At 60.9% G+C, this 26,725-nt stretch carries 20 protein-coding genes; 10 read left to right on the top strand and 10 right to left on the bottom strand.

What is annotated here, in order from left to right:
- The first annotated feature begins 63 nt into the window (after nucleotides 1-63).
- A complete protein-coding gene (locus HKK57_RS20680) occupies nucleotides 64-612 on the top strand; it encodes a dihydrofolate reductase family protein (RefSeq protein WP_029299469.1) in 549 nt (182 codons plus the stop codon).
- Nucleotides 613-686: 74 nt separating this feature from the next.
- On the opposite strand, the gene cysS is transcribed toward HKK57_RS20680, so the two are convergent.
- Nucleotides 687-2,069: a cysteine--tRNA ligase gene (gene cysS / locus HKK57_RS20675; protein ID WP_029299468.1), complete on the bottom strand. Its 1,383-nt coding sequence runs from the start codon at nucleotides 2,067-2,069 to the stop codon at nucleotides 687-689.
- A gap of 21 nt (nucleotides 2,070-2,090) precedes the next feature.
- Entirely contained in the window at nucleotides 2,091-3,791 is a 1,701-nt protein-coding gene (locus HKK57_RS20670; RefSeq protein ID WP_029299467.1) for a glutamine--tRNA ligase/YqeY domain fusion protein, read from the bottom strand.
- Between the two features lie 247 nt (nucleotides 3,792-4,038).
- On the opposite strand from HKK57_RS20670, the gene HKK57_RS20665 reads away from it, so the two are divergent.
- Entirely contained in the window at nucleotides 4,039-4,542 is a 504-nt protein-coding gene (locus tag HKK57_RS20665; RefSeq protein WP_029299465.1) for a peptidylprolyl isomerase, read from the top strand.
- Nucleotides 4,539-5,288, top strand: a complete 750-nt coding sequence (gene lpxH, locus HKK57_RS20660) for a UDP-2,3-diacylglucosamine diphosphatase (protein ID WP_159908115.1) — start codon at nucleotides 4,539-4,541, stop codon at nucleotides 5,286-5,288. The genes HKK57_RS20665 and lpxH overlap by 4 nt, the downstream gene beginning before the upstream one ends.
- 136 nt (nucleotides 5,289-5,424) lie before the next feature.
- On the opposite strand, the gene HKK57_RS20655 is transcribed toward lpxH, so the two are convergent.
- The 6 genes from HKK57_RS20655 to HKK57_RS20630 all read right to left on the bottom strand — a co-directional run bounded on the left by HKK57_RS20655 (nucleotide 5,425) and on the right by HKK57_RS20630 (nucleotide 15,042).
- On the bottom strand, nucleotides 5,425-6,954 hold the full coding sequence (locus HKK57_RS20655; RefSeq protein ID WP_029298326.1) for a DHA2 family efflux MFS transporter permease subunit: 1,530 nt from the start codon (nucleotides 6,952-6,954) through the stop codon (nucleotides 5,425-5,427).
- A complete protein-coding gene (locus HKK57_RS20650) occupies nucleotides 6,954-8,156 on the bottom strand; it encodes an efflux RND transporter periplasmic adaptor subunit (RefSeq protein WP_092239067.1) in 1,203 nt (400 codons plus the stop codon). The genes HKK57_RS20655 and HKK57_RS20650 overlap by 1 nt, the downstream gene beginning before the upstream one ends.
- Nucleotides 8,157-8,197: 41 nt before the next feature.
- The gene (locus HKK57_RS20645; protein ID WP_029298330.1) at nucleotides 8,198-8,671 is read right to left on the bottom strand and encodes a MarR family winged helix-turn-helix transcriptional regulator; all 474 of its coding nucleotides are present in this window, start codon (nucleotides 8,669-8,671) and stop codon (nucleotides 8,198-8,200) included.
- Between the two features lie 257 nt (nucleotides 8,672-8,928).
- A complete protein-coding gene (locus HKK57_RS20640; RefSeq protein ID WP_169390663.1) occupies nucleotides 8,929-12,603 on the bottom strand; it encodes a translocation/assembly module TamB domain-containing protein in 3,675 nt (1,224 codons plus the stop codon).
- Nucleotides 12,600-14,327, bottom strand: coding sequence for an autotransporter assembly complex protein TamA (locus tag HKK57_RS20635; RefSeq protein ID WP_070995480.1), 1,728 nt, complete (start codon nucleotides 14,325-14,327; stop codon nucleotides 12,600-12,602). Before HKK57_RS20635 ends, HKK57_RS20640 begins: the two co-directional genes overlap by 4 nt.
- Nucleotides 14,328-14,391: 64 nt before the next feature.
- Entirely contained in the window at nucleotides 14,392-15,042 is a 651-nt protein-coding gene (locus tag HKK57_RS20630) for a GNAT family N-acetyltransferase (RefSeq protein WP_029298336.1), read from the bottom strand.
- A gap of 187 nt (nucleotides 15,043-15,229) precedes the next feature.
- On the opposite strand from HKK57_RS20630, the gene xthA reads away from it, so the two are divergent.
- Together xthA and HKK57_RS20620 are read left to right on the top strand one after the other, a co-directional pair.
- Nucleotides 15,230-16,042 (top strand): exodeoxyribonuclease III, encoded by an 813-nt coding sequence (gene xthA, locus HKK57_RS20625; protein ID WP_029298338.1) that lies wholly within the window; start codon nucleotides 15,230-15,232, stop codon nucleotides 16,040-16,042.
- 217 nt (nucleotides 16,043-16,259) lie between these two features.
- A complete protein-coding gene (locus tag HKK57_RS20620) occupies nucleotides 16,260-17,600 on the top strand; it encodes a substrate-binding domain-containing protein (RefSeq protein WP_169390662.1) in 1,341 nt (446 codons plus the stop codon).
- 101 nt (nucleotides 17,601-17,701) lie between these two features.
- Here the strand turns inward: HKK57_RS20620 and HKK57_RS20615 are convergent, their stop codons facing one another.
- Entirely contained in the window at nucleotides 17,702-18,931 is a 1,230-nt protein-coding gene (locus HKK57_RS20615) for an acyl-CoA dehydrogenase (RefSeq protein WP_029298342.1), read from the bottom strand.
- A gap of 151 nt (nucleotides 18,932-19,082) precedes the next feature.
- On the opposite strand from HKK57_RS20615, the gene HKK57_RS20610 reads away from it, so the two are divergent.
- The 3 genes from HKK57_RS20610 to HKK57_RS20600 all read left to right on the top strand — a co-directional run bounded on the left by HKK57_RS20610 (nucleotide 19,083) and on the right by HKK57_RS20600 (nucleotide 21,423).
- Nucleotides 19,083-20,018 carry a LysR family transcriptional regulator gene (locus tag HKK57_RS20610; RefSeq protein ID WP_029298344.1) on the top strand — a complete coding sequence of 312 codons (936 nt, stop codon included), beginning with the start codon at nucleotides 19,083-19,085 and terminating at the stop codon, nucleotides 20,016-20,018.
- 90 nt (nucleotides 20,019-20,108) lie between these two features.
- Nucleotides 20,109-20,510, top strand: coding sequence for a MerR family transcriptional regulator (locus HKK57_RS20605; protein ID WP_169390661.1), 402 nt, complete (start codon nucleotides 20,109-20,111; stop codon nucleotides 20,508-20,510).
- Nucleotides 20,511-20,523: 13 nt separating this feature from the next.
- Nucleotides 20,524-21,423, top strand: a complete 900-nt coding sequence (locus HKK57_RS20600) for a hydroxymethylglutaryl-CoA lyase (RefSeq protein WP_070995483.1) — start codon at nucleotides 20,524-20,526, stop codon at nucleotides 21,421-21,423.
- Between the two features lie 659 nt (nucleotides 21,424-22,082).
- Here the strand turns inward: HKK57_RS20600 and HKK57_RS20595 are convergent.
- The gene (locus HKK57_RS20595) at nucleotides 22,083-23,768 is read right to left on the bottom strand and encodes an AMP-binding protein (RefSeq protein WP_169390660.1); all 1,686 of its coding nucleotides are present in this window, start codon (nucleotides 23,766-23,768) and stop codon (nucleotides 22,083-22,085) included.
- Nucleotides 23,769-23,939: 171 nt separating this feature from the next.
- On the opposite strand from HKK57_RS20595, the gene HKK57_RS20590 reads away from it, so the two are divergent.
- Together HKK57_RS20590 and HKK57_RS20585 are read left to right on the top strand one after the other, a co-directional pair.
- The gene (locus HKK57_RS20590; protein WP_029298352.1) at nucleotides 23,940-25,103 is read left to right on the top strand and encodes an isovaleryl-CoA dehydrogenase; all 1,164 of its coding nucleotides are present in this window, start codon (nucleotides 23,940-23,942) and stop codon (nucleotides 25,101-25,103) included.
- A gap of 11 nt (nucleotides 25,104-25,114) precedes the next feature.
- A complete protein-coding gene (locus HKK57_RS20585; RefSeq protein ID WP_154906150.1) occupies nucleotides 25,115-26,722 on the top strand; it encodes a carboxyl transferase domain-containing protein in 1,608 nt (535 codons plus the stop codon).
- The last annotated feature ends 3 nt before the right edge of the window (nucleotides 26,723-26,725 follow it).

Raw genomic sequence — 26,725 nt, 5'->3', positions numbered from 1 at the left:
GTTTGCAGGCGTGAAAGTGATACCTTCTTGATCCCACTTGATAAAAAAGGAGTTTTACCGCCGATGAGGATCAAATGTTCCGTCTTTATCGCAGCCAGCATTGACGGTTTTATTGCCCGGCCAGATGGGGATATCGAGTGGCTGCACCGGCCGGAATATGAGAGCTCGAGCTTGAACGGCATCACGTATGAAAGCTTCATCGCAACGGTTGACGGGTTGGTCATGGGGCGTAAGACCCTGGAAAAAGTACTGTCCTTTACAGAGTGGCCCTATGAGGGCACACCGGTCATAGCGCTGTCTCACCAGACCTTGCAGATTCCTGCGCATCTACAGGACAAGGTGGAGGTCTTGGCAGCCGACGTGAGCACACTCGTCGAGCAACTGGCCGAGCGCGGCATGAAACATCTTTATATCGACGGCGGCCAGACCATCCAGGCATTTCTTGAAGCCGGCCTGCTCAATGAGTTGATCATCACCCGTATTCCGATTCTGCTAGGTCAGGGGATTCCGTTGTTCGGTCAAATCGGGCACGAATGTGAGCTTCGCCACATCGATACCTGGGCCTCGGACAATGGGTTTGTCCAAAGCCGATATGCGATCGAGCAGCGTTGAATCGCAAAACCGCCACACACAAAAACGCCCCGAACCAGTCGGGGCGTTTTTATTCAGCTTGAAGCAATCAGCCGTCAGTCAGCCAAGCGCCAGGTCGTCCCGCCCTTCCCGTCTTCCAACACCACGCCCATGGCGGTGAGTTGGTCGCGGATGCGGTCGGATTCTGCCCAGTCCTTGTTGGCACGGGCATTCAGGCGAGCCTGGATCAGTGCGTCGACTTCGGCTGCGTCCACACGCCCTTCGGCGCCGGCTTGCAGGAAGTCGTCGGCTTCCATTTGCAGCACGCCCAGCACGCTGGCCAGCTCTTTCAAACGGGCCGCCAAACCAGCCGCTGCATCCAGATCGCTCTCGCGCAGGCGGTTGATCTCGCGGACCATTTCGAACAGCACGGCGCAGGCTTCGGGGGTGCCGAAGTCGTCGTTCATCACGCTGGTGAAGCGTTCAACAAATGCTTCGCCACCGGCCGGCGCGACAACCGGCAGGCCTTTCAACGCATGGTAGAAACGTTCCAGGGCGCCCTTGGCGTCCTTGAGGTTGTCTTCCGAGTAGTTGATGGCGCTGCGGTAGTGGCTGGACACCAGCAGGTAACGCACAACTTCCGGGTGGTACTTTTCCAGCACGTCGCGGATGGTGAAGAAGTTGTTCAAGGACTTGGACATCTTCTCGCCATTGATGCGAATCATGCCGCAATGCATCCACGCGTTGGCGTAGGTCTTGCCGGTGGCCGCTTCGCTTTGGGCGATTTCGTTTTCGTGGTGCGGGAACTCAAGGTCGCTGCCGCCGCCATGAATGTCGAAGGTCTCGCCCAGGCAGCAGGTGGACATCACCGAGCATTCGATGTGCCAGCCCGGACGCCCGGCGCCCCACGGCGACTCCCAGCTCGGCTCGCCCGGCTTGGTGCCTTTCCACAGCACGAAGTCCAGCGGATCCTGCTTGGCTTCGTCGACTTCGATGCGTGCACCGATGCGCAGGTCTTCGATCTTCTTGCGCGACAGCTTGCCGTAGCCCATGAACTTGGCGACGCGGTAGTACACGTCGCCATTGCCCGGGGCGTAGGCGTAACCCTTGTCGATCAAGGTCTGGATCATCGCGTGCATGCCAGGGATGTGGTCCGTGGCACGCGGCTCCATGTCCGGCTTGAGGATGTTGAGGCGCGCCTCGTCCTCGTGCATGGCAGCAATCATGCGCTCGGTCAGCGCGTCGAACGACTCGCCGTTTTCATTGGCGCGATTGATGATCTTGTCGTCGATGTCGGTGATGTTGCGCACGTACGTCAAGTCGTAGCCGCTAAAACGCAACCAGCGGGTCACCAGGTCGAAGGCGACCATGCTGCGGCCATGGCCGATGTGGCAGTAGTCGTACACGGTCATGCCGCACACGTACATGCGCACCTTGTTGCCATCCAGCGGCTTGAAGACTTCTTTGGTCTTGCTGAGCGTGTTGTAGATCGTTAGCACGATGTTTCCCTTAAGACTTGATCACTGGCCCCACGAATCACGCAAGGTCACGGTACGGTTGAATACCGGAGCGCCTGGTTTCGAGTCCTTGATATCTGCGCAGAAGTAGCCTTCGCGCTCGAACTGGAAACGGTCTTCCGGCTGTGCGTCGCCAAGCGATGGCTCGGCACGACAACCCGTAAGTACTTGCAGGGAGTCAGGGTTGATGTTGTCCAGGAAGCTGGCGCTGTCTTCGGCCTTCTCAGGGTTGGCCGAACGGAACAGACGATCGTACAGGCGCACTTCGCACTCGACGCTGGCGGCTGCCGGCACCCAGTGCACCACGCCCTTGACCTTACGGCCTTCAGGGTTCTTGCCCAGGGTGTCGGGATCGTACGAGCAACGCAGTTCGACGATGTTGCCATCGGCGTCCTTGATCGCCTCAAGGGCACGGATCACGTAGCTGCCGCGCAGGCGCACTTCGCCGTTGGGCTCCAGGCGCTTGTAGCCTTTTGGCGGCTCTTCCATGAAGTCATCGCGGTCGATGTAGATTTCACGGGCAAACGGCAGCTTGCGCACGCCCAGTTCTTCTTTTTGCGGATGACGCGGCAGTTCGAGGTTCTCGACCTGGCCTTCCGGGTAGTTGGTGATCACGACTTTCAACGGACGCAACACGCACATGGCGCGCGGGGCATTGTGGTCCAGGTCCTGGCGAATGCTGAATTCCAGCATGCCGAAGTCGACCACGCCGTCGGAGCGGTTGGTGCCGACCATCTCGCAGAAGTTGCGGATCGACGCCGGGGTGTAGCCGCGACGGCGGAAGCCCGACAGGGTCGACATGCGTGGGTCATCCCAACCAAACACGTGCTTTTCATCGACCAGTTGCTTGAGCTTGCGCTTGCTGGTGATGGTGTAGTTGAGGTTCAGGCGGCTGAATTCGTACTGACGCGGATGCGCCGGTACTGGCAGGCTGTCGAGGAACCATTCGTACAGTGGACGGTGGCTTTCGAACTCCAGGGTGCAAATGGAGTGGGTGATGCCTTCGATGGCGTCCGACTGACCGTGGGTGAAGTCGTAGTTGGGGTAGATGCACCACTTGTCACCGGTCTGGTGGTGATGGGCGTGGCGGATGCGGTACATGATCGGGTCGCGCAGGTTCATGTTCGGCGAGGCCATGTCGATCTTGGCGCGCAGTACGCGGGCGCCGTCCGGGAACTCGCCGTCGCGCATGCGGGTGAACCAGTCCAGGTTCTCTTCTACCGAACGGTCGCGGAACGGGCTGTTCTTGCCCGGCTCGGTCAGGGTGCCACGGTATTGCTTGGCCTGTTCCGGGCTCAGATCGTCAACGTAGGCCTTGCCGGCCTTGATCAGTTCCACGGCCCAGTCGAACAACTGGTCGAAATACTTGGAGGCATAGCGCACTTCACCGGACCATTCGAAGCCCAGCCACTTGATGTCGCTTTCGATGGCGTCGATGTATTCCTGGTCTTCCTTGGCCGGGTTGGTGTCGTCGAAACGCAGGTGCGTGACGCCACCGAACTCCTGGGCCAGGCCGAAGTTCACACAGATCGACTTGGCGTGGCCGATGTGCAGGTAACCGTTGGGCTCAGGCGGGAAACGGGTGACGATCTGCGTGTGCTTGCCCGAATCCAGGTCCGCCTGGATGATCGGGCGCAGGAAATTGACCGGGACGGCAGGTCCGGCCTTGGAATTCGAGGTAGGGTCGACAGTGGGCTTGCTCATAGGATCCTTGAACAGACAGGTACGTGGCCGGGTCAGGCCAGACAAACAAAGGGCTTATCATAGCCGATGCTGTCAAGCACCTGACAGGGCATGCTCAAAAACTGCTGCATTTATTGCATGGGCGGTAAAAAACCACCTCGAAATTCCTGCAGGGCACGCTAAACTGCGCGCCTTGGCAATGTCTTGCCAGACAGGTGCTGGCGTGTGACGCGCCAGAACCCACGAATTCCTTGAAAGAGTAGTGAACATGACTCAAGTCAAACTGAGCACCAACCACGGTGACATCGTCATCGAGCTGAACGCCGAGAAAGCGCCGATCACCGTCGCCAACTTCATCGAGTACGTGAACGCCGGCCACTACGAAAACACTGTTTTCCACCGTGTCATCGGCAACTTCATGGTCCAGGGCGGCGGTTTCGAGCCTGGCATGAAAGAAAAGAAAGACAAGCGCCCAAGCATTCAGAACGAAGCGGACAACGGTCTTTCCAACGACAAGTACACCGTCGCCATGGCCCGTACCATGGAGCCGCATTCGGCCTCCGCGCAGTTCTTTATCAACGTGGCCGACAACGGCTTCCTGAACCACAGCGCCAAGACCGTACAGGGTTGGGGCTACGCGGTATTCGGTAAAGTCACCGAAGGCACCGACGTCGTGGACAAGATCAAGGGTGTCTCCACCACCATGAAGTCCGGCCACCAGGACGTACCAGCAGAAGACGTGATCATCGAGAAAGCCGAGATCATTGCGTGATATTGCTGATTTCAGATTTGCATCTGGAAGAGGAGCGCCCGGATATTACCCGGGCGTTTCTGGATTTACTCCACGGCCGCGCCCGTGGCGCGCAAGCGTTGTACATCCTGGGGGACTTTTTCGAAGCCTGGATTGGCGACGATGGCATGACCCCGTTCCAGCGTTCGATTTGCACCGCTCTACGTGAGTTGAGCGACAGTGGCACCCAAGTATTCCTGATGCATGGCAACCGGGATTTCCTGATCGGCAAGGCGTTCTGTAAAGCAGCAGGCGCGACCTTGCTCAAGGACCCCAGCGTCGTGCAGATGTATGGCGAGCCCGTGCTGTTGATGCACGGCGACAGCCTGTGTACCCGCGACCTCGGCTATATGAAGCTGCGGCGCATCCTGCGTAACCCCATTGTGTTGTTTACCCTGCGCCACCTGCCCTTGCGCACTCGCCATAAACTGGCGCGCAAGCTGCGCAGTGAAAGCCGTGCGCAGACGCGCATGAAGGCCAACGATATTGTCGATGTGACGCCCGAGGAAGTGCCACGGGTGATGCAGCAGTTCGGCGTGCGCACCCTGGTCCACGGCCACACCCACCGCCCGGCCATTCACAAATTGCAGATTGGCGAGCAGGCGGCCAAGCGCATTGTGCTGGGGGATTGGGACAAGCAAGGCTGGGCGTTGCAGGTGGATGAGCAAGGGTTTCAATTGGCGGCGTTTGACTTCGTCAACCCGCAGTTGGCGTTGCCTGGCGCCTGACTTACAAACAACACGAATCAAATGTGGGAGCGGGCTTGCTCGCGAATGCGCTGTGTCAGTCACCTAAGGTGTCGACTGACACAGCGCATTCGCGAGCAAGCCCGCTCCCACATTTTTGACCGCGTGCGCTGCAAGATCAGTGACCCGAAGCCGCCGGCCCTGCCTTCGCGGTAAACGGCGGCTTGGCCAGCCACACCAGCAGGATCAAGCCCATGAACATCCACCCCAGCAACGTGAAATAGTCCACGGTGGACATCATGTATGCCTGGCTGGTGAGCACCTGGTCCAGTTGCGCATAGGCCTTGTGGCCCGCACCGCCCAGGGTGTTCAGCGCCTCGCGGGTGGCCGAGTCGTACACACTCATGCTCTCGCTCATGTAGGCATGATGCTGGTCAGCGCGGCGAATCCAGATCCAGGTAGTCAACGATGCCGCAAAGCTGCCGCCCAGGGTTCGCAGGAAGGTCGCCAGGCCCGCACCGTCGGCGATCTGGTGCGGCGGCAGGTCGGACATCAGGATGCTCAAGGTCGGCATAAAGAACAGCGCCACACCGATGCCCATGAACAGTTGCACCAGAGCGATGTGCTGGAAGTCCACTTCATTGGTGAAACCGGCGCGCATAAAGCAGCTCAGGCCAATGGCCAGGAACGCCAGGCCGGCCAGCAGCCGCAAATCGAACTTGTGTGCGTACTTGCCGACAAAGGGCGACATGAGCACCGGCAGGATGCCGATCGGCGCCACGGCCAAACCGGCCCAGGTGGCGGTGTAGCCCATCTGCGTCTGCAGCCATTGCGGCAGGATCAGGTTGATCCCGAAGAACCCGGCATAGCCCAGCACCAGCACAATGGTGCCGATGCGGAAATTGCGGTGGGCAAACAGGCGTAGGTTGACCACCGGATGTTTGTCGGTCATTTCCCAGATCACGAACACCGCCAGGGCGATCACCGAGATGGCCGCGCCGATGATGATGAAATTGGATTCGAACCAGTCCAGGTCGTTGCCCTTGTCGAGGATGATCTGCAAGGCACCGACCCCGACGATCAGGCTCAACAGGCCGACATAATCCATCGGCTGATGGCTGGTGACCACCGGCCGCTTCTTGAGCTGCGAACGTACCACCATCACCGCAAAAATCCCGATGGGCACGTTGATGAAGAAGATCCACGGCCAGCTGTAGCTGTCGGTGATCCAGCCGCCAAGAATGGGACCTGCAATCGGCGCGACCACCGTGACCATCGCCAGCAGTGCCAGGGCCATGCCGCGCCTGGCAGGTGGATAGACGGCGATCAGCAAGGTCTGGGTCATCGGGTACAGCGGCCCCGCCACCAGGCCTTGCAGCACCCGGAAGCCGATCAGCTCGGGCATCGAAGTGGAGATACCACACAGGAACGAGGCCAGCACAAACAGAAGCGTCGCCCACAAAAACAGCTTCACCTCGCCAAAGCGCCGGCTCAACCAACCGGTCAAAGGCAGCGCAATGGCATTGCTCACGGCAAATGAGGTGATGACCCAGGTGCCCTGCTCCGAACTCACCCCCAGGTTGCCAGAGATGGTCGGCAGCGCCACGTTGGCGATGGTGGTGTCGAGCACCTGCATAAAGGTCGCCAGGGACAGGCCAATGGTGGCCATCAGCAAGCTGGGCGGCGTGAAGGAGGCGTTATTGCTCATTAGCGTTGTGCTGCCTTGGGCGCGGCCACGCTGTTGTCATGGATCAACTGGGTGATCATCGCGTCGGCCTCGGCCAACTGGCGGTCGTACACATTAGTGCTGAACGAGGCCTTTTGCGGCGGTTGCTGCGCCAGCACCGGGCCGCTCTGGTCGTGCAGGTTGACTTCCACCTGGGTCGACAACCCCACCCGCAACGGGTGCTGGGCCAACTCCTGGGCATTGATATGGATGCGCACCGGCACCCGTTGCACGATCTTGATCCAGTTACCCGTGGCGTTCTGTGCCGGCAGCAGGGCAAACGCACTGCCGGTGCCGGCGCCGAGGCTGTCGACGGTGCCGCTGTATTTCACGTCACTGCCGTAGATATCGGCCTCGATGTCCACCGGCTGGCCAATGCGCATCTGGCGCAGTTGGGTTTCCTTGAAGTTGGCGTCGATCCACAGTTGGTCCAGGGGAATCACCGCCATCAACGCCGTGCCCGGCTCGACCCGCTGGCCCAGCTGTACGGTGCGCTTGGCCACATAGCCGGTGACCGGGGCGATCAAGGTGCTGCGCGCATTGGCCAGGTAGGCCTGGCGCAACTGCGCGGCAGCAGCCTGCACATCCGGATGGGACGAGATCACCGTGTCATCCACCAGCGCGGTGGAGGTATTGAGTTGCTGTTGCAGGTTGGCCAGTGAGTTGCTCGCCGCGCTCAGGGCATCACGGGCATGGGACAGTTCTTCCAGGGAAATCGCGCCACCCTGGGCGAGGATCCTGCGGCGGTTGAAGTTGTCCTGAGCAGTTTGCACTTGGGCTTTTTGCGCCTGAACCTGGGCTTTCATGCCATCGACATTGCTGTACAGGCCGCGCACCTGGCGTACGGTGCGTGCCAGGTTGGCCTGGGCACTTTGCAAGCCGACGGCCGCGTCGTTGGGGTCGAAGTTGATCAGCACCTGACCTTCGTGGACCAGGTCGCCATCATCGGCGCCAATGCTGACCACAGTGCCGGTGACCAGCGGGGTGATTTCCACCACGTTGCCGTTCACGTAGGCGTCGTCGGTGCTTTCGCTCCAACGGCCATATAGCTCGTGCCAGCCCCAGACGCCGACGACGCAGAGCACGACGATCAGCGCCAGGCCCAGCAACATGATCTTGCGTTTGCGCGGGTTGCTGTCGTCGGGTTGGGAGGGTGCGGTGTTGTTTGCTTGGGCAGTAGCCATGACAAATACCTTGCGTTATTCAGCGCGCGTGACTGGCGTGTTCATTGAGTCCCGACCCGTTGCAGGGTGATGGGGTCACCCGCAGCGATCAGGATTTTCTTGAGGATGTATTCCAGGGTCTGCAATTCCCCCGGCTCCAGCACGCCAGCCAGCTGGTTCAGGGCCTGGGCGCCGATCTGCGGCAACATGTCCGCCAGGCGCTGGCCGTCGGCGGTCAACACAAGCTGCACCTGGCGCCGGTCCTGCTCGGAACGCTTGCGTGCCAGCAGGTGTTTTTGCTCCAGGCGGTCGAGCATGCGGGTCATCGAGCCACTGTCCAGGGACAGATTGCGGCACAGCTCCGCCGGGGTATCGACGCCAAACTGGGCCATGATAATCAACACCTTGAACTGCGCGGCGGTGATGCCGTGGGGTTCCATATGGGTGTCGATGATGCGGTCTTTGAGAATCGCGGCGCGCCCCAGCAACAGGCCGAGATGGCAGTTGTGGAAGTTTTCCGGGGTGAAGTGTTTCATCGAAAGTCACCTTATTACTGCCTAGGCAGTGAATATGTGACCAAATATTACTGCCTAGGCAGCGAATGTCAAATAAATAGTTAGGTTGCTTGGTAATCAGGCGATGACTGGAGCCATGGGAAGGTTCTGAATCCACGACAAAACAAATGTGGGAGCTGGCTTGCCTGCGATTGCGGTGTGTCAGCCACTAGAAATAGTGACTGAACCACTGCTATCGCAGGCAAGCCAGCTCCCACAATTTGATTGACGTTTAAGCGTCAGAAATCCCGTTTGTAGAAGATATCCAGGGAGCTTGCCACGCCGCTGGCCACTTCCAGATACACCCGCTTGCTCAGCAGGTAGCGCAAGGCGATGGTGCTGGCCGGTTCGAACACCCCTACGCCGTAACGCAAGCTGAGCTTTTCGGTGATCTTGCCGCTGGCCACCACCGCCGTATTGTTGCCGCTGCCCTGGGTGTCCAGTTCGAAGTCCTGGATTCCCAGGTTCTTGGCAATGTCCGACGTCACCCCGGCACTGCCCATCAACCCCAGGCCCAGCGCCGCTTGCGCCAGCATGTTGTTGTCTTCACCGGTGGTGCTCAACGGACGGCCCAGCACCAGGTAGGACAGCGCCTGCTCCTGGCTCATGGCCGGTTCCGAGAAGATTTGCGTGGTGGGTTGCTCGGCACTGCCGCTCAGGCGGATACCCGCGATCACGTCGTCGGTCTTGCGGATGGCTTCGATATCCAGATACGGCTGGTCGAGCGGCCCGGCGAACAGCAGGCGCGCACGGCGCACATCGAGTCTCTGGCCGTAGGCACGGTAACGGCCGTCGTTGAGCCAGAGCTCGCCACGGGTGTCCATGTTATCGCCGATATGCACCCGGCCCTGGACCTTGGCCGTGAGGCCGAAGCCCGCGAAGTTGAGCTGATCCTCGCCCACCACCACGTTGATATCCATGGCCATGGCCATCGGCGGCTTGCCTTCTTCGGTCTGGCTGCCAACGATCACCGTGTCATCCGAGACCTTGACCGTCGAAGGCGGCAATTCGCGCACGGTGATATCACCGCGCGGGATGTGGACATTACCGGCGATCGCCAACTTGTCGTCCTTGAGGCTGATCTTCAAGTCGGGCGCCACTTCCAGCTTGGCGTAGGGTTCGACCGTAACCGGTAATTGCGAACCCTGCAGGCTGAGGTCAACGATCAGGGCCCGGCCCCAGTCGATCTGGCCCTTGAGGCTGCCCTGCCCGGCCTTGCCGCTGCGCCAGCCGCCGTTGAGCTGTACGCTTTCACCGGCAATCAGCGCCTGCACGTTCAGGCCCTCAAGGCTGATCGGCAGTTCGGGCCCGGAAATCTCGCCCGCGATCAGGTTGATATTGCCGTTGACCTGCGGCGCCAGCAGCCCGCCGGAAATACGCCCGCTACCGTTGAGCTTGCCGCTGAGTTTTTCCACCATCGGCACGAACGGGCGCGCTACCGCCAGGTCCAGGCCGGTGAGGCTGAAGTTGCCGGAAATCGGCTTGTTTTTCGCCAAGGGGTTGAGCTGTGCCTGCAACAGCAACTCACCGAGTTTGCCGCCGCGGAAACTCAGCTGGGTATCGATGCGCGTAGGGTTGAGCGTGGTTTCCAGCTTGAGGGTGTCGTAGGGGAAATCCAGCCACTGGTCCTTGTCTTTGACCCGCAGTGTGCCGCCACTGGCATCCACCGCGATCAGGCCTTTGGGGCCACTGGCCGGCAGGTCGAGCTGGATATCGGCGTTGAGCTTGCCCTGCCAGGCAAAATCCTTGGGCAGCCATTGCGCCAGGCTGTCGATGGGGAATTGCTTGAGGTGGTAGCGCAGCTTGGGATCGGGCATCAGCCGCTGGTCTTCGCCACACAGGCTGGCGGGCCCGGAGACCCAGCAATGGGCAGCGAAGGTCAGCTTGCCGTCGGCCATACGCTCGATTTTTGCCGGGGCCTGCAGTTTCCAGTCCTGGCCACCGGCCTGTACGTCGCCACTGGCCAGGCGCCCGCGCCAGTTGCCTTTGTCGAGCGTGCCGTCCAGGGCCAGGGCCAGCTTGACCAGGGGGCCCATCAGGTCCAGTTGGACTTTCTGGCTTTTGATATCGCCCTGGGCGCTGGCGGTCAGGGTGCCGAGCTGGGTGTCACCGGCCTGGATCCCGCTGCCCTTGAGGTCGATCTTCGCCCGTTGCGCGCTATCAAGTGTCGCGTCCAGGCTGAGGGCTTGCAGGCGATTGTCTTCAAACACCAGTTGCTGGCCCTTGAGGTCGAGCTTGCCCTGGGGGGCCTTTAAAGTGCCGGCCACATCGAGCCGCCCATTGACCTGCCCACGCAGCTGCGGCCAGAGCTGGGCCAGGCGTGCGAGCTTGATGTCGATCTGCCCGGCCAGGCGCTGTTGCAGGCTGCCACTGCCATTGATGCGGTTGTCACCCAGGCGGATATCCAGGTTGGCCAGGGTCCATTGCTCACCCGCGCCTTCGGCCTTGGCCGCCAGCACCGCGGGCTGGCCGCGCAAACGCCCCTTCAGATCAAGGTCAGCGGTGAGCTTGAGTTGTTCGTTTTTCATTTCACCCTGGCTGCGCAGCGGCCCGGCGAGCGTGCCCGGCAGTTCCGCGACCCAGTACGCCGGGTTGATCGCCGACAGGTCAAGTGCCGTATCCCAGGCGATGCCATCGGCAAATTGCAGGTTCAGGTGGCCTTCGGCCTTGCCTTGGCCGGCAACCAGTTTCAGTTCTGGCAGGAACACTTGGGTCAGGTCGCCACTGAATGGCGTAACCAGGCTGAACTTGCCGGCCGGCCCATCGAGGTCGGCCTTGAGATTGCCTAGGTAGTTGCCGTCCTTGTAGGAGACTTCGCCGTTGAAGGTACGCAACACCACTTGCGGCTCGTCAATCAGCGGGTACAGGCGGTGCCAGGGGAAATCCAGCCAGTCGATTTTTGCATCTGCGCTGAAGCCCTGCTGCCAATCCAGTTGGGCACTGAGCTTGAGGCTCTGCTTATCCCCGGCATTCAGGTCCAGGCCGGCGATCTGCGCGCCCTTGGCGTCGACCCGGCCTTGCAGCAACAGGTCAACCGGGCCCTTTTCTGCGGGTAATACGGCCTTGCCCAACAGTTGATAGCCCTTGCCCAGGTCGCCCTTGGCCGTCAGGTCCAGTTGGTTGAGCTGCAGGGTGTCCGGCAAGTCGGCGGCGGGCTTGAAGCCATCGGCGGTGATCTGCAGTTGCGCCGGCAGGTTCTCGACCAGGGGTTGCAGTTCGCCCTTGAGCTTGGCGGGCAGGTAGCCCGTGCTGTCGGCGTCGAGCTTGAGGGTCTTGAGCAAATCACCCGTGACGTTCAGCGCCACGGCCCATGGCGCGCCACCCGGAGCGTAGGGCAGGCTCAGGTTACCGGTCGCCGTCAGCGGCCAGTCACCGGTGGGTTGCAGCATACCGCTGAGGTCCAGCACCAGGCCGTCGCGCTGCAGATGCACCGCGTCGATCTGCATTCCTTCGGCGGTCCAATGGGCCGCCAGTTGCAGGCCCTGGAGTTCTTCGCTGCCGTTGAACAGCAGGCTGCCTACACGCACGTCGCCCAGTTCGATGGCCAGGGGCAGGTTCAGGTCTGGCAGGGTAATCGGGCCGCTGCTTTCTTCGGTGCTGGGTGGGAACTGCAGGCTCACCTGCTCCACGTCCAGTTGCCGGATGCACAAGGTCATGCGCAGCAGGCACGCCGGCGACCAGTCGAATTTCGGCGCATTGAGTTCCACGCGGCTGCTGTCCTGCTGCCACAGCAGATGGTCGGCGCTCCATTGCCCGCCCAGGTGGCCCTGGAAGTTGTCCACGCTCAACCCCGGAACCTGGCCGAGTGCCCAGCGACTGCCGACTTGCGTACCCAGTACGCTCCATACGGCCAGGGGCACCAAGGCGACAAGCGCCACCACACTCAGACCCGCTATTTTCAAACCACGCTTCACAGCTCAGGCCCCATGGAAAAGTGCAAACGAACGCCGCCCGGATCTTCCAGGGCATGGGCCAGGTCAAGACGAATCGGACCGACTGGCGACACCCAGCGCACGCCGATGCCGACCCCGGTTTTCAGGCTCGGCAACTCAAGGCTGTTAAAGGAATTGCCCTGGTCGACAAAGGTCGCGATCCGCCATTTTTCGGCGATGGAATATTGATACTCGGCGCTCAAGGCCACCATATAGCGGCCACCGATACGGTCGCCTTTGTTGTTTTCCGGGGACAGGGTCTGGTACTCGTAGCCACGCACGCTCTGGTCGCCACCGGCAAAAAAGCGCAGGGACGGCGGCACCGACTTGTAGCCGTTGGTGGCGCTGCCGCCAAACTGTGCACGGCCGAGGAAGCGGTGCTTGTCCCACACCGTGGTCAAGCCCTTGATCATCGCGGTCCCGTACAGCAGGTTGGTGTCCGAGCCCAGCCCCTCTTTGGCCACCTTGGTATCGAACTGCAGGCGATAGCCGTTATGGGGGTCGATGCGGTTGTCGCTGCGCAGGTAGGAATAGCTGATTCCCGGCATCAGCAAATTGCTCAAGCCGGAGTCATCCCCCAGGCGATATTCTTCGCGCTGCCATTTGAGCGAGATCACCCGTGTCCAGCCGCTGGGCAGCTTGCTGTGCCATTCCGGGCCGAGGGTGAGCAGTTTGCTGAGGGTGTCGGTGTTGGCCAGTTCTTCGTTCTGGTAGCCACCAGCAAAGCGCAGCTTGTCGGTCAGTGGCGGGTCGAGGGGGATGTCGTACCACAGGCCGACGTTCTGCCGGGGCGCCGACAGTTCCGCCTCCCAGCCATAGCTATGCCCCTGGGGGTTGACCCAGTGCCGCGTCCAGTTGGCCTTGCCGCGCGGGCCGACGTCAGTGGAAAACCCCAGGCCCAGGCCCATGGTCCGGGGTTTGCGGGTTTCCAGCTGGACCGCCACCGGGATCACATCATTGGCCGCTGCGGCCGGGGCCGCGTCCACCCGCACGCCCTCGAAATAACCGCTCGACTGCAGGGCCTGGTTCAGCTCGGCAATCAGCTCGGAATCGTAAGGGGTGCCACTCTGGAACGGCACCATGCGTTGCAACAGTTCTTCATCAAAGGGGGTATCGCCGGCAAAGTTGACCTTGCCGAGGGTGTAGCGCGGGCCGCTGTCGTAGACCAGCTCGATATCGGCCACGCCGGCCTGGGGATCGACCGACAGTTTCTGTTGGGTAAAACGGCCACTGAAATAGCCGAACCGCGAGGCCTGGTTCTGGATCAGGCGCTTGGCGTCTTCGTAATGACCATGGTTGAGTACGGCGCCGGACTTGAGGTCTTGGCTATCGGGTACGCGAAAGGACTTTAACTCGGCCGCAGGGCCGTCCACCCGAATCGTGACATTACGCAAATGCACGGGCTCGCCAGGGTCGATGCTGAGGATCAGGCGCGGGTTCTTGCCGGCCTTTACCTCACTGGCAATCTGCGGCTGATAAAAGCCCAGTGCCTGGGCGGCCTTGCGCGCCTGCTCCTCGGCACCGCGACTGAAGCGCAGCAAGGCCTCCTCATCACGCTCGCCAACCCCGCCGATATAGCCTTCGATATTGGCCTTCAGCGCATCGTTTGAAGGTTTGACCCGCACGTCCAACTCGCTTTGCGCCAAGGCGCCGCAGCTTGTGAACAGCAGAATCAAGCCGCTGGTAAATCTATTGGAAAACTTCATAGGCGCGGATGCTACACGAGCTGGGGAGCACCTTAGAACCGGGAATTGTCTGAATAATTCTGCGTTAAGGCGTTGCAGGTTGTAACACTTGGGGGTTTGGGTGAAAAAACACATGCTCCAGGATAGGTCCTACAGCCACCTCGCCCACTTCGTCATAGCCCTGGCGTTTATAGAATTCCAGGTAGAGCGGATTGCCGGTGTCCAGCACCACCCCTTGTGAATGCGGGTCTTCGGCGCACCAGTTATGCACGGCTTCGAGCAGTTGCTCGCCGTAATGCTTGCCCTGGAATTGCGGGTGAATCCCCAATAGCGGCAACACGTGTACCGACTCGGACGGCAGGCACGCCAACACCGCCTGATGGTATTCGAGGTAACGCCGGGTACACCTCAAGCCAGTGCTCAACCACATGCGTAATTGCCAGGCCCAACTTTCAGTGATACCCAGGCGCCGTTGCGGAGGGGCAATCAGGGCGATGCCGATCAGGCGGTCATTGACCAGCAGGCCGATCGCCGGCAGCTCCTGGAGAAAATGTTGCTTGACCAGTTCGCGCACCGTAGCCCTGACCCGCTGCTCATACCCGGAGCGTTCGGCTTCAAACAGGTAGGCGAAGGTCGGCTCATGGCGATAGGCGTGGTACAGCAACGAGCGCGCTTCGCGGGAATAGCCGCTATCGAGCATGTGGACCTGGGCAATGGCGGTGCTAGTGTCAGGCATCAGTTGTATCTCCCCTGGGCGCAACTCAAAAGGCCGCGCTCTTATTGTTACGAGCCCGGGGCAACTGAGTCGTTCCGTGCCATTGGCTCCTTGAGAGACATTAGCAGTGCATCTGTCCTACCGCCACGCTGGCCCCCGTCCGACTTGTCGGCTAGCATCGCCCTTTTGCCAGACTGGACTGCCGACCATGAAAATCGTCTCCTTCAATATCAACGGGCTGCGTGCCCGGCCTCATCAGCTGGCGGCCCTGATCGACAAACATCAACCGGACGTGATCGGCCTGCAGGAAACCAAGGTCCACGACGACCAGTTCCCGCTGGCTGAAGTCCAAGCCCTGGGGTACCACGTGTACTACCACGGGCAGAAAGGCCACTACGGTGTCGCCCTGCTCTCGCGCCAAGAGCCGCTGGCCCTGCACAAGGGGTTTGCCAGCGACGATGAGGATGCCCAGCGCCGTTTTATCTGGGGGACCTTTGCCGATGAACACGGCAACCCGATCACCATCATGAACGGCTATTTCCCACAGGGCGAAAGCCGCGATCACCCCACCAAGTTCCCGGCCAAGCAGCGCTTCTACGAAGACCTGCAACAGTTGCTGGAAACCCAGTTCAGCAATGACCAGGCGTTGGTGGTGATGGGTGATGTGAACATTTCCCCTGAGGATTGCGATATCGGCATCGGTGCCGACAACGCCAAGCGCTGGCTCAAGACCGGCAAATGCAGCTTCCTGCCGGAAGAACGCGAATGGATGGCGCGCCTGAAAAACTGGGGCCTGACCGACAGCTTCCGGCACCTGAACCCGGATGTGGCGGATCGCTTCAGTTGGTTCGATTACCGCAGCCGCGGCTTTGAAGATGAACCCAAGCGTGGCCTGCGCATCGACCTGATCATGGCCTCCAATGGCCTGCTGCCACGGGTCAAGGATGCGGGCGTGGACTACGAACTGCGCGGCCTGGAAAAACCGTCGGACCATGCGCCGATCTGGCTGGAACTGAGCTGATTTTTGCGGCAACACCGTCCAAAAATGTGGGAGCGGGCTTGCTCGCGAAATCGGTGGATCAGTCGCTGGATGTGTTGAATGACACACCGTATTCGCGAGCAAGCCCGCTCCCACACAAGCCAGCTCCCACAATGGGTTCAGTTGGGCATCAGTCATATTCTGGCAACCTTACTGACTTAATCTGCCCGCACGTCCTTTGGCTTGAGAAGGTGGCGGCATGATGCTGCGCGTTCTGTACCTGCTGGTTCTGTGTAGCACCTTCCCTCTTTCGGTCGTTGCAGCGCCCCTGCCCTTTCCCGAACAGGGTCCGGCCCTGCGCCTGCAGGGCTCCAACACCATTGGCGCGGCGCTGGGCCCGGCGCTGGTCAAGGGTTTGATGGTGCAACAGGGCCTGAAGGCCGTGCACAGTGAACCGACGAACCACCCCAATGAGCAGCGCCTCGTCGGCACGAGCCCCCAAGGCAAACGGGTCCTGGTAGAAATCGCCGCCCATGGTTCCAGCACCGGCTTTGCCGCGCTGAAAAATGCCGAAGCCGACCTGGCCGCCGCGTCGCGCCCGATCAAGGACCGCGAACTGGTGGAGCTTGAACCCCTGGGCGACCTGAAAAGCCCCGGCTCCGAACAGGTAATTGCCATCGACGGCCTGGCGATCATCCTGCATCCACGCAACCCCTTGCAGACGTTGACGACCGAACAACTGGCGAGGATTTTCAGTGGCGAAACCAGCACCTGGGAAGCCTTGGGCGGCACCGGCGGGAAGATCCGGCTGTATGCCCGCGATGACCAATCCGGAACCTACGACACCTTCAAGGAGTTGGTGCTCAACCCTCGCGGTAAAACCCTCGACAGCGCGGCCAAACGTTTTGAGTCCAGCGAGCAACTGTCCGATGCGGTGAGCCACGACCCGCAGGGCATCGGCTTCATCGGCCTGCCCTACGTGCGCCAGGCCAAGGCCGCAGCCATCAGTGATGGTGACTCCCAAGCCATGTTGCCGGTGAACAGCCTGATCGCCACCGAGGACTACCCCCTGTCGCGCCGCTTGTTTTTCTACCTGCCGCCCGGCAACAGCAATGCCTGGGCGCAGGCGCTGGTGGACTTTGCCCAGAGCGCCCAGGGCCAGGCCATCGTTGCCGCCAACGGGTTTATCGCCCAACAGGTCCAGGCCATCAGCGTGCAGCCAAGGCCACCGATGCCGGACGCCTATCAGGCCATCGCTCGCGAGGCACAACGCCTGAGCGTGAATTTTCGCTTCGAAGAAGGCAGTGCGAGCCTGGACAACAAGGCACGCCAGGACCTGGCACGGGTGGTGGCTTATATAAGCAGCCACGACAAACGGGACAAGCGGGTCACGCTGGTGGGGTTTGGTGACGCCAAGGATGACCCGCAGCGCGCCGACCTGTTGTCCAAGTTGCGGGCGATGGCGGTGCGTCGCGAGTTGGTCAAGAGTGGCGTGGTGTTGCGCGACATCCGCGGCTTTGGCGCCGAGATGCCGGTGGCAGCGAATACCGTGGATGAGGGGCGGATCAAGAATCGCCGGGTGGAGGTCTGGGTTTACTGACGCCTGAAGACTGGGGTTGACTGGCCCACCGCTATCGCGGGCAAGCCCGCTCCTACACTAAATGTGGGAACGGGCTTGCCCGCGATAAGGCCGGCGTAGTGTTACTGACCGCTGCGCATCAGCTCTTTAGGCACATATTTGCCAATCTCGAACTTGCCGATCGCCGCCCGATGCACTTCGTCCGGGCCGTCGGCCAGGCGCAGGGTGCGCTGCATGGCGTACATGTAGGCCAGCGGGAAGTCGTTGGACACCCCGGCACCACCATGGATCTGGATCGCCCGGTCAATTACCTTGAGTGCCACATTCGGTGCCACGACCTTGATCTGGGCGATTTCACTTTTCGCCACTTTGTTGCCGACCGTGTCCATCATGTACGCCGCTTTCAAGGTCAACAGGCGTGCCATGTCGATTTCCATCCGCGAGTCGGCGATTTTGTCGATATTGCCACCCAGGCGCGCCAGCGGCTTGCCAAAGGCGGTACGGCTGACAGAACGCTTGCACATCAATTCCAGGGCGCGTTCAGCCATGCCAATGGAGCGCATGCAGTGGTGAATACGTCCTGGGCCAAGGCGCCCCTGGGCAATTTCAAAGCCGCGGCCTTCACCCAGCAGCACGTTTTCGTACGGCACGCGCACGTTGTCGAACAGTACTTCGGCATGCCCATGGGGCGCGTCGTCGTAGCCGAACACCGGCAGCGGCCGGACGATTTTCACCCCGGGCGCATCTACCGGTACCAGGATCATCGAGTGTTGCTGGTGGCGCGGCGCATCCGGGTTGCTCAGGCCCATGAAGATGAGGATTTTGCAACGCGGGTCGCACGCGCCGGAGGTCCACCACTTCTTGCCGTTGATGACCCATTCGTCACCCTGACGTTCGGCGCGGGCGGCCATATTGGTGGCGTCGGAGGACGCCACATCCGGTTCGGTCATGGCAAACGCCGAGCGGATCTCACCGCGCAGCAGCGGCTCCAGCCAGCGCTGTTTCTGCTCTTCGTTGGCGTAGCGCACCAGCACTTCCATATTGCCGGTGTCGGGTGCCGAGCAGTTGAACGGCTCGGGGCCGAGCAAGGAGCGGCCCATGATTTCTGCGAGCGGCGCGTATTCCAGGTTGGTCAGGCCCGCGCCCAGCTCGGACTCCGGCAGGAACAGGTTCCACAAGCCTTCGGCCTTAGCCTTGGCTTTGAGCTCTTCCATGATGGCGGTGGGCTGCCAGCGATCACCTTCGCTGACCTGGCGCTCAAACACCGGTTCGGCTGGGTAAACGTAAGCATCCATAAACGCGGTGACGCGTTCACGCAGTTCCTGAACCTTGGGTGAATAGGCAAAATCCATGAGCAGCTCCCTTCTTTGAGAGGTTGTTTAGGTCATGCAATCGATGCTAGAACAGCGCTGATAATTTACCTAGCCTATTCTCGGCGTGTATTAACATTCATCACCGATATATGATCGGCGTATGAAAACCTAACAAGAAGAGCGCAACGAAATGAATCTGAGCAAGGTCGACCTCAATCTTTTCATCGTGTTTGACGCGATCTACACCGAAGCCAACCTGACCCGCGCCGGGCAGATCGTCGGCATTACCCAGCCGGCGGTATCAAACGCCCTGGCGCGCCTGCGCGAGACCTTCAACGACCCGCTGTTCGTGCGGACCGCCCAGGGCATGGTGCCGACCCCCATGGCCCAGAACATCATTGGCCCAGTGCGCAATGCGCTGTCGCTGTTGCGGGTGTCGGTGCAAGAGAGTCGGATCTTCAACCCCTTGCAAGCGGCCAAGACCTACCGCATCAGCATGACCGACCTCACTGAAGCGGTGATCCTGCCGTCGCTGTTCCAGCGCCTGCGCCGCCTGGCGCCCACGGTGATCATCGAAAGTTTCCTGTCCAAGCGCCGTGAAACCACCAAGGAACTGGCCGCCGGCCGCCTGGATTTTGCGGTGGACGCGCCCCTGAACACCGACCCGCAAGTGCGCCACGTCAAGCTCATGGAAGACCGCTACGTGTGTGCCATGCGCAAGGGCCACCCGATGGCGGGCAAAGAAAAATTCAGCCTGGATGACTACCTCTCGCTGACCCATATTCATATTTCCAGCCGACGCAATGGCCTGGGCCACGTCGACCTGGCCCTGGGCAAGATGGGGATCCAGCGCAAGATCGCCCTGCGTTCGCAGCATTACCTGATGGCCTCCCAGGTATTGCAGCAGACCGATATGGTGATGACCGTGCCCGAGCGCTTTGCAAGGCGTAACGAGCTGCACTCGTTCAACCTGCCGGTCAATGATGTGCCGCCGGTGGAAACCCACCTGTACTGGCATGAAAGCACCGACCAGGATCCAGCCAACCGCTGGATGCGCGAACAGATGATCGAACTGTGCCAGCAGGTCACGGCGCGTGAGAAGAAGCTGGACCAGCAATCGACCTGACCTTGCCGGCTCCTGCAATGGGCTTGATTCGCTTGACGTTTACGTCAAGCAGCCATTAGCGTAGCGCCGAGACCCTCCTTGAGCGCCACCATGAGCACGATCTACAGCATCTCCGACCTGGCCCGCGAGTTGGACATCACCACCCGGGCCATTCGCTTCTATGAAGAACAAGGCCTTCTGAGCCCCGAACGCCGTGGCCAGGAGCGTATCTATTCGCCTCGGGACAAAGTCAGCCTGAAGCTGATCCTGCGTGGCAAGCGCATCGGTTTTTCCCTGGCCGAGTGTCGCGAGCTGATCGAGCTCTACGACCCCACCAGCGGCAATCAAAAGCAATTGCACAGCATGCTGGCGAAGATCAGCGAACGCCGTGAGCAGTTGGAACAACAGTTACTGGACATCGAACAGATGAAGCTGGAACTGGACACCGCTGAAGAACGTTGCACCCAGGCCCTGGAACAGACGATCCAGAGCCAGGTCGGCCAACCCCAATAAAAAGGTAGATCCCATGTCTCTCCCCTCCCATGTGCGCCTGGTCGAAGTCGGCCCGCGCGACGGCCTACAGAACGAAGCACAGCCCATCAGCGTGGCCGACAAGGTGCAACTGGTCGACGCCCTCAGTGCGGCGGGCCTGGGTTACATCGAAGTCGGCAGTTTTGTCTCGCCCAAGTGGGTGCCGCAAATGGCCGGCTCAGCCGAGGTGTTTGCGCAGATCCAGCGCAAGCCGGGCGTGATCTACGGCGCGCTGGCGCCGAACCTGCGCGGGTTCGAGGACGCGCTGGCGGCCGGGGTCAAGGAGGTCGCGGTGTTTGCCGCGGCGTCGGAGGCGTTTTCCCAGCGCAATATCAATTGCTCCATCAGCGAGAGCCTGGAGCGCTTTGCGCCGATCATGGCGGCGGCGCAGCAACAGGGGGTGAGCGTGCGCGGCTATGTGTCCTGCGTGCTGGGTTGCCCTTACGAGGGCCAGGTGGCGCCGGAACAAGTCGCCGCCGTGGCCCGAGAGTTGTATGCCATGGGCTGTTACGAGGTGTCTCTGGGCGACACGATCGGCACCGGCACCGCCGGCGCCACGCGCCGTATGTTTGAGGTGGTGGGCAAGGACGTGCCACGGGCAAAGCTTGCCGGGCACTTCCATGACACCTACGGGCAGGCCATCGCCAACCTGTATGCCAGCCTGCTGGAAGGTATCAACGTGTTCGACAGCTCTATCGCCGGCCTCGGCGGCTGCCCCTACGCCAAGGGCGCCAGCGGTAACGTGGCCACCGAGGACGTGCTGTACCTGCTCAACGGCCTGGGCATCGAGACCGGTATCGACATGGACAAGCTCCTGGTGGCGGGCCAGCAGATCTGTTCGGTACTCGGCCGCCCCACCGGCTCACGCGTGGCCAGGGCCCGTAGCGCCAGTTGAGTAGCGTGCCCGTGGCGATGTGTTACCTCGCGGCTACACATCGGGTAACACGGGAACATATTTTGTCGCATTCTCTGAAGTAAATTTCCTACTAAAAAATTAAATCACTGATTTTAAAGGCTTTTTAAAAGTTGGCACGGCTTCTGCTATCTCTATGGCATAACAAGAATAAAAAGCACCAAACTTAATAAAAATAAGACGTAACGACTCTGACATAACAAAAACAACACGGCAGAGACGCAGCTAACAGATTTTTTTGGAGAAGATGTGCTTCGCAGGGTACGGCGCAAGCCGCCACTCGCAACCGGGCAGAGAACAATAAAACTACCTCAAGGTAGCTACCCACTGGTTGGATCGCGTGCGAAGAAGCAGATCAGCGCTCAAAAAAATACGTTTGCTCTTGACCCCGGATGGGGGTCGCCAAAAACAGCGGTAAAGGGCCACGGTTGCCAAAAACAACAATAGACCGCCCCTCAATAATAAAAAAAGAGCACGTGACAACAAATTAAAGGGGAGCTTCGGCTCCCCTTTGTGCTGCCTGGGTGAAAAGTTATTGTGGGAGCTGGCTTGCCTGCGATAGCGGTGTGTCAGCTACTCAATTGTTAACTGATAAACCGCAATCGCAGGCAAGCCAGCTCCCACAATTTAGATCGGGGTGATCAGGGCTTCAGCGTTCGCAGTTCCTCAACTGTAATCTCGCGCATACGAAACTTCTGGATCTTGCCGGTCACCGTCATCGGAAACTCTTCGACAAACCGGAAATGCTTCGGCGTCTTGAAGTGCGCAATGCGCCCCTTGCACCAGGTTTGCAGCTCCAGTTCGTTGGCAACCTGCCCCGGGTGAAACTTGATCCAGGCCACGATCTCTTCGCCGTAGCGCTCATCGGGAATGCCGATGATCTGCACATCGGCCACCGCCGGGTGGGTGAAGAAGAACTCCTCCAGCTCCCGCGGGTACACGTTCTCGCCACCGCGGATGATCATGTCCTTGTTGCGCCCGGCGATGCACACGTAACCCTGCTCATCCATGCTCGCCAGGTCGCCCGTATGCATCCAGCCAGCCTCGTCGATGGCTTCGCGGGTGCCCTCGGGGTTGTTCCAGTAGCCGAGCATCACGCTGTAGCCACGGGTGCACAGCTCGCCGATCTGCCCGCGCGGCACGGTGTTGCCGGCTTCGTCGATGATCTTGCTTTCCAACTGGGGTTGCGTGCGCCCGACCGTGGTCACGCGCCGCTCCAGGTCGTCATCGGCCCCGGTCTGCAGCGACACCGGGCTGGTCTCGGTCATGCCGTAGGCGATTTGTACCTCACTCATATGCAGGTCGCTGATCACCCGGCGCATCACCTCGATCGGGCAAGTGGAGCCGGCCATGATCCCGGTGCGCAGGGTCGACAGGTCGAACGTGCCGCGTTGCGGATGATCGAGCATCGCGATAAACATCGTGGGTACGCCGTAGAGGCCGGTGGCGCGTTCTTCGGCCACGGCGGCCAGGGTCAGCAGCGGGTCGAAGCCGTCATTGGGATAGATCATGGTCGTGCCATGGGTGATGCAGCCCAGGTTGCCCATGACCATCCCGAAGCAATGGTAGAGCGGTACGGGGATCACCAGGCGGTCCTGGGCGCTCAGGCCCAGGCTTTCGCCGACCATGTAGCCGTTATTGAGGATGTTGTGGTGGCTGAGGGTGGCGCCCTTGGGGAAGCCCGTGGTGCCGGAGGTGTACTGGATGTTGACGGGTTGATCGAAGTGCAGGCTGGCCTCGCGGTAATGCAGCTGTTGCGGGGGGATGCCCGTACCCAGGGCCGACAATTGCGACCAGGGCAGGAACCCCGAGAGCGGTCGCGCATCCAGGCTGATCACCCCGCGCAGTTCAGGTAACAGCTCGCAGCGCAATTGGCCGATGCCCTGCTCCGCCAGTTCCGGTACCAGCGCCTGCAGCATCCCGTGGTAGTCGGAGGATTTGAACGAACCGGCACAGATCAACCACTGGCAGCCCGATTGCTTGAGCACGTATTCCAACTCGCTACTGCGGTAGGCCGGGTTGATGTTGACCAGGATCACCCCGAGCTTGGCACTGGCCACCTGGCTGATGCACCACTGCGCGCAGTTCGGCGCCCAGATGCCAAGACGATCCCCGGCTTGCAACCCCAGGGCCAGCAGAGCGCGGGCGTGCAGGTCCACGGCTTCGGCAAATTGCTGCCAGGTGTAGCGCAACTGCTGATGGCGCACCACCAGAGCCTCGCCCTGCGGGTACTGCGCCACCGTGCGGTCGAATGCCTGGCCAATGGTCATGGCCAGCAGGGCCTTGTCCTGTGGGCCACGGCTGTAGCTCTGATTCGGTTGATCCATGACGACCCCTATTGTCTTTTTTGTAGGTGGACGGTGCGCCGGTCAGGCGCGAGCTTTACGTTAACGTAAGCTACGATTGACAGTCATGCAACGCAAGTTTACGTTAACGTAAAGGTGATCGCCCAATGGCGTCGCCAGCCCCACAACAATAATGTTTATAGGTGCCCTCCCATGAGTTACCCGACCCTGAACTTCGCCCTCGGTGAAACCATCGACATGCTGCGCGACCAGGTGCAGGCCTTCGTGGCCAAGGAGCTGGCGCCCCGGGCAGCACAGATCGATATCGACAACCTGTTCCCCGTGGATATGTGGCGCAAGTTCGGTGACATGGGCCTGTTGGGCATCACCGTGCCGGAAGAATACGGCGGTGCCGGCCTGGGTTACCTGGCCCACGTGGTGGCCATGGAAGAAATCAGCCGTGGCTCGGCCTCGGTGGCATTGTCCTACGGCGCGCACTCCAACCTGTGCGTCAACCAGATCAACCGCAACGGCAGCCACGAGCAAAAGCTCAAGTACCTGCCCAAGCTGATCAGCGGCGAGCACATTGGCGCCCTGGCCATGAGCGAGCCCAATGCCGGTTCTGATGTAGTCTCGATGAAGCTGCGCGCAGATAAGCGCGGCAGCGTGTATGTGCTCAACGGCAGCAAGACCTGGATCACCAACGGTCCCGATGCCCACACCTACGTGATCTATGCCAAGACCGACCTGGAAAAAGGCGCCCATGGCATCACCGCGTTTATCGTCGAGCGCGACTCGAAAGGCTTCAGCCGCAGCAACAAGTTCGACAAGCTGGGCATGCGCGGCTCCAACACCTGCGAGCTGTTTTTCGATGACGTCGAGGTGCCTGAAGAAAACATCCTCGGCGCGCTCAATGGCGGCGTCAAAGTGCTGATGAGTGGCCTGGACTACGAGCGCGTGGTGCTCTCCGGCGGACCGACCGGGATCATGCAGGCCTGCATGGACCTGATCGTGCCCTATATCCACGACCGCAAGCAGTTCGGCCAGAGCATCGGCGAGTTCCAACTGATCCAGGGCAAGGTCGCCGACATGTACACCCAGCTCAACGCCAGCCGCGCCTACCTGTATGCCGTCGCCCAAGCCTGCGAACGCGGCGAAACCACACGCAAGGACGCGGCCGGGGTGATTCTGTACAGCGCCGAACGCGCCACGCAGATGGCCCTCGATGCAATCCAGATTCTCGGCGGCAATGGCTATATCAATGAATTCCCGGCCGGCCGCCTGCTGCGCGATGCCAAGCTGTATGAAATCGGCGCGGGCACCAGTGAGATCCGGCGCATGTTGATTGGCCGCGAACTGTTCAACGAAACCCGCTGAGGGAGTGCACCATGGCCACCCTGCACACCCAACTCAACCCACGCTCGGCAGAATTCGCCACCAACAGCGCGGCAATGCTCAAACAGGTCGACGCCCTGCACACCCTGCTCGCCCAGGTCCAGCAAGGCGGCGGCAGCAAGGCCCAGGAGCGCCACACGTCCCGGGGCAAGCTGTTGCCGCGCGAACGCATCAACCGCCTGCTCGACCCGGGCTCGGCATTCCTTGAGCTCAGCCAACTGGCGGCGTATCAGGTCTACGGTGAAGAGGTGCCGGCCGCTGGCGTGATCGCCGGGATCGGCCGGGTCGAAGGCGTGGAATGCATGATCGTCGCCAACGACGCCACGGTAAAAGGTGGCTCCTACTACCCGCTGACCGTAAAAAAACACCTGCGCGCGCAAACCATTGCCGAGCAGAACCGCCTGCCCTGCATCTACCTGGTGGATTCCGGCGGCGCCAACCTGCCGCGTCAGGATGAAGTGTTTCCCGACCGCGAGCACTTTGGGCGGATCTTCTTCAACCAGGCCAACATGAGTGCCCAAGGCATCCCGCAGATTGCCGTGGTCATGGGCTCCTGCACCGCCGGTGGTGCCTATGTGCCAGCGATGGCCGACGAAGCGATCATGGTGCGCCAGCAGGCGACCATCTTCCTCGCCGGCCCGCCGCTGGTGAAGGCCGCCACGGGCGAAGTGGTCAGCGCCGAAGACCTTGGTGGTGCCGATGTGCACTGCAAGGTCTCCGGGGTGGCCGACCATTACGCCGACAGCGACGAACACGCCCTGGCCCTGGCCCGCCGTAGCATCGCCAACCTCAACTGGCGCAAACAGGGGCAGTTGCAGCAGCGCACGCCAGTCGCGCCGCTGTATGCCAGCGACGAGTTGTATGGGGTGATCCCGGCCGACGCCAAGCAACCGTTCGATGTGCGCGAAGTGATTGCGCGGCTGGTGGACGGTTCGGTTTTCGATGAGTTCAAGGCGCTGTTCGGCACCACGCTGGTCTGCGGTTTTGCCCATTTGCATGGCTATCCCATCGCAATCCTCGCCAACAACGGCATCCTCTTCGCCGAAGCTGCGCAAAAAGGCGCGCATTTTATCGAACTGGCCTGCCAGCGCGGGATTCCCCTGCTGTTCTTGCAGAACATCACCGGCTTTATGGTCGGCCAGAAGTACGAAGCCGGTGGCATCGCCAAGCACGGCGCCAAGCTGGTGACGGCGGTGGCCTGCGCCAAGGTGCCGAAATTCACGGTGATCATCGGTGGCAGCTTTGGTGCCGGTAACTACGGGATGTGCGGGCGCGCCTATGACCCGCGCTTTTTGTGGATGTGGCCCAACGCCCGTATTGGCGTAATGGGCGCCGAACAGGCAGCCGGCGTGCTGGTGCAGGTCAAGCGCGAGCAGGCCGAACGCAGTGGCCAGGGGTTCAGCGCCGAGGACGAAGCGCAGATCAAGCAGCCGATCCTCGACCAGTACGAGACCCAGGGCCACCCCTATTACTCCAGCGCCCGCCTGTGGGATGACGGCGTCATCGACCCTTTGCAAACCCGTGACGTGCTGGCCCTGGCCTTGTCCGCTGCGCTGAATGCCCCCATCGAGCCGAGCCGCTTCGGCGTGTTCCGCATGTAATTG

The sequence above is a fragment of the Pseudomonas sp. ADAK21 genome (genome assembly GCF_012935735.1).
GTDB lineage: Bacteria > Pseudomonadota > Gammaproteobacteria > Pseudomonadales > Pseudomonadaceae > Aquipseudomonas > Aquipseudomonas proteolytica.
The sequence above is the reverse complement of the archived record's forward strand: the minus strand, read 5'-3'. Positions and strand labels throughout refer to the sequence as shown.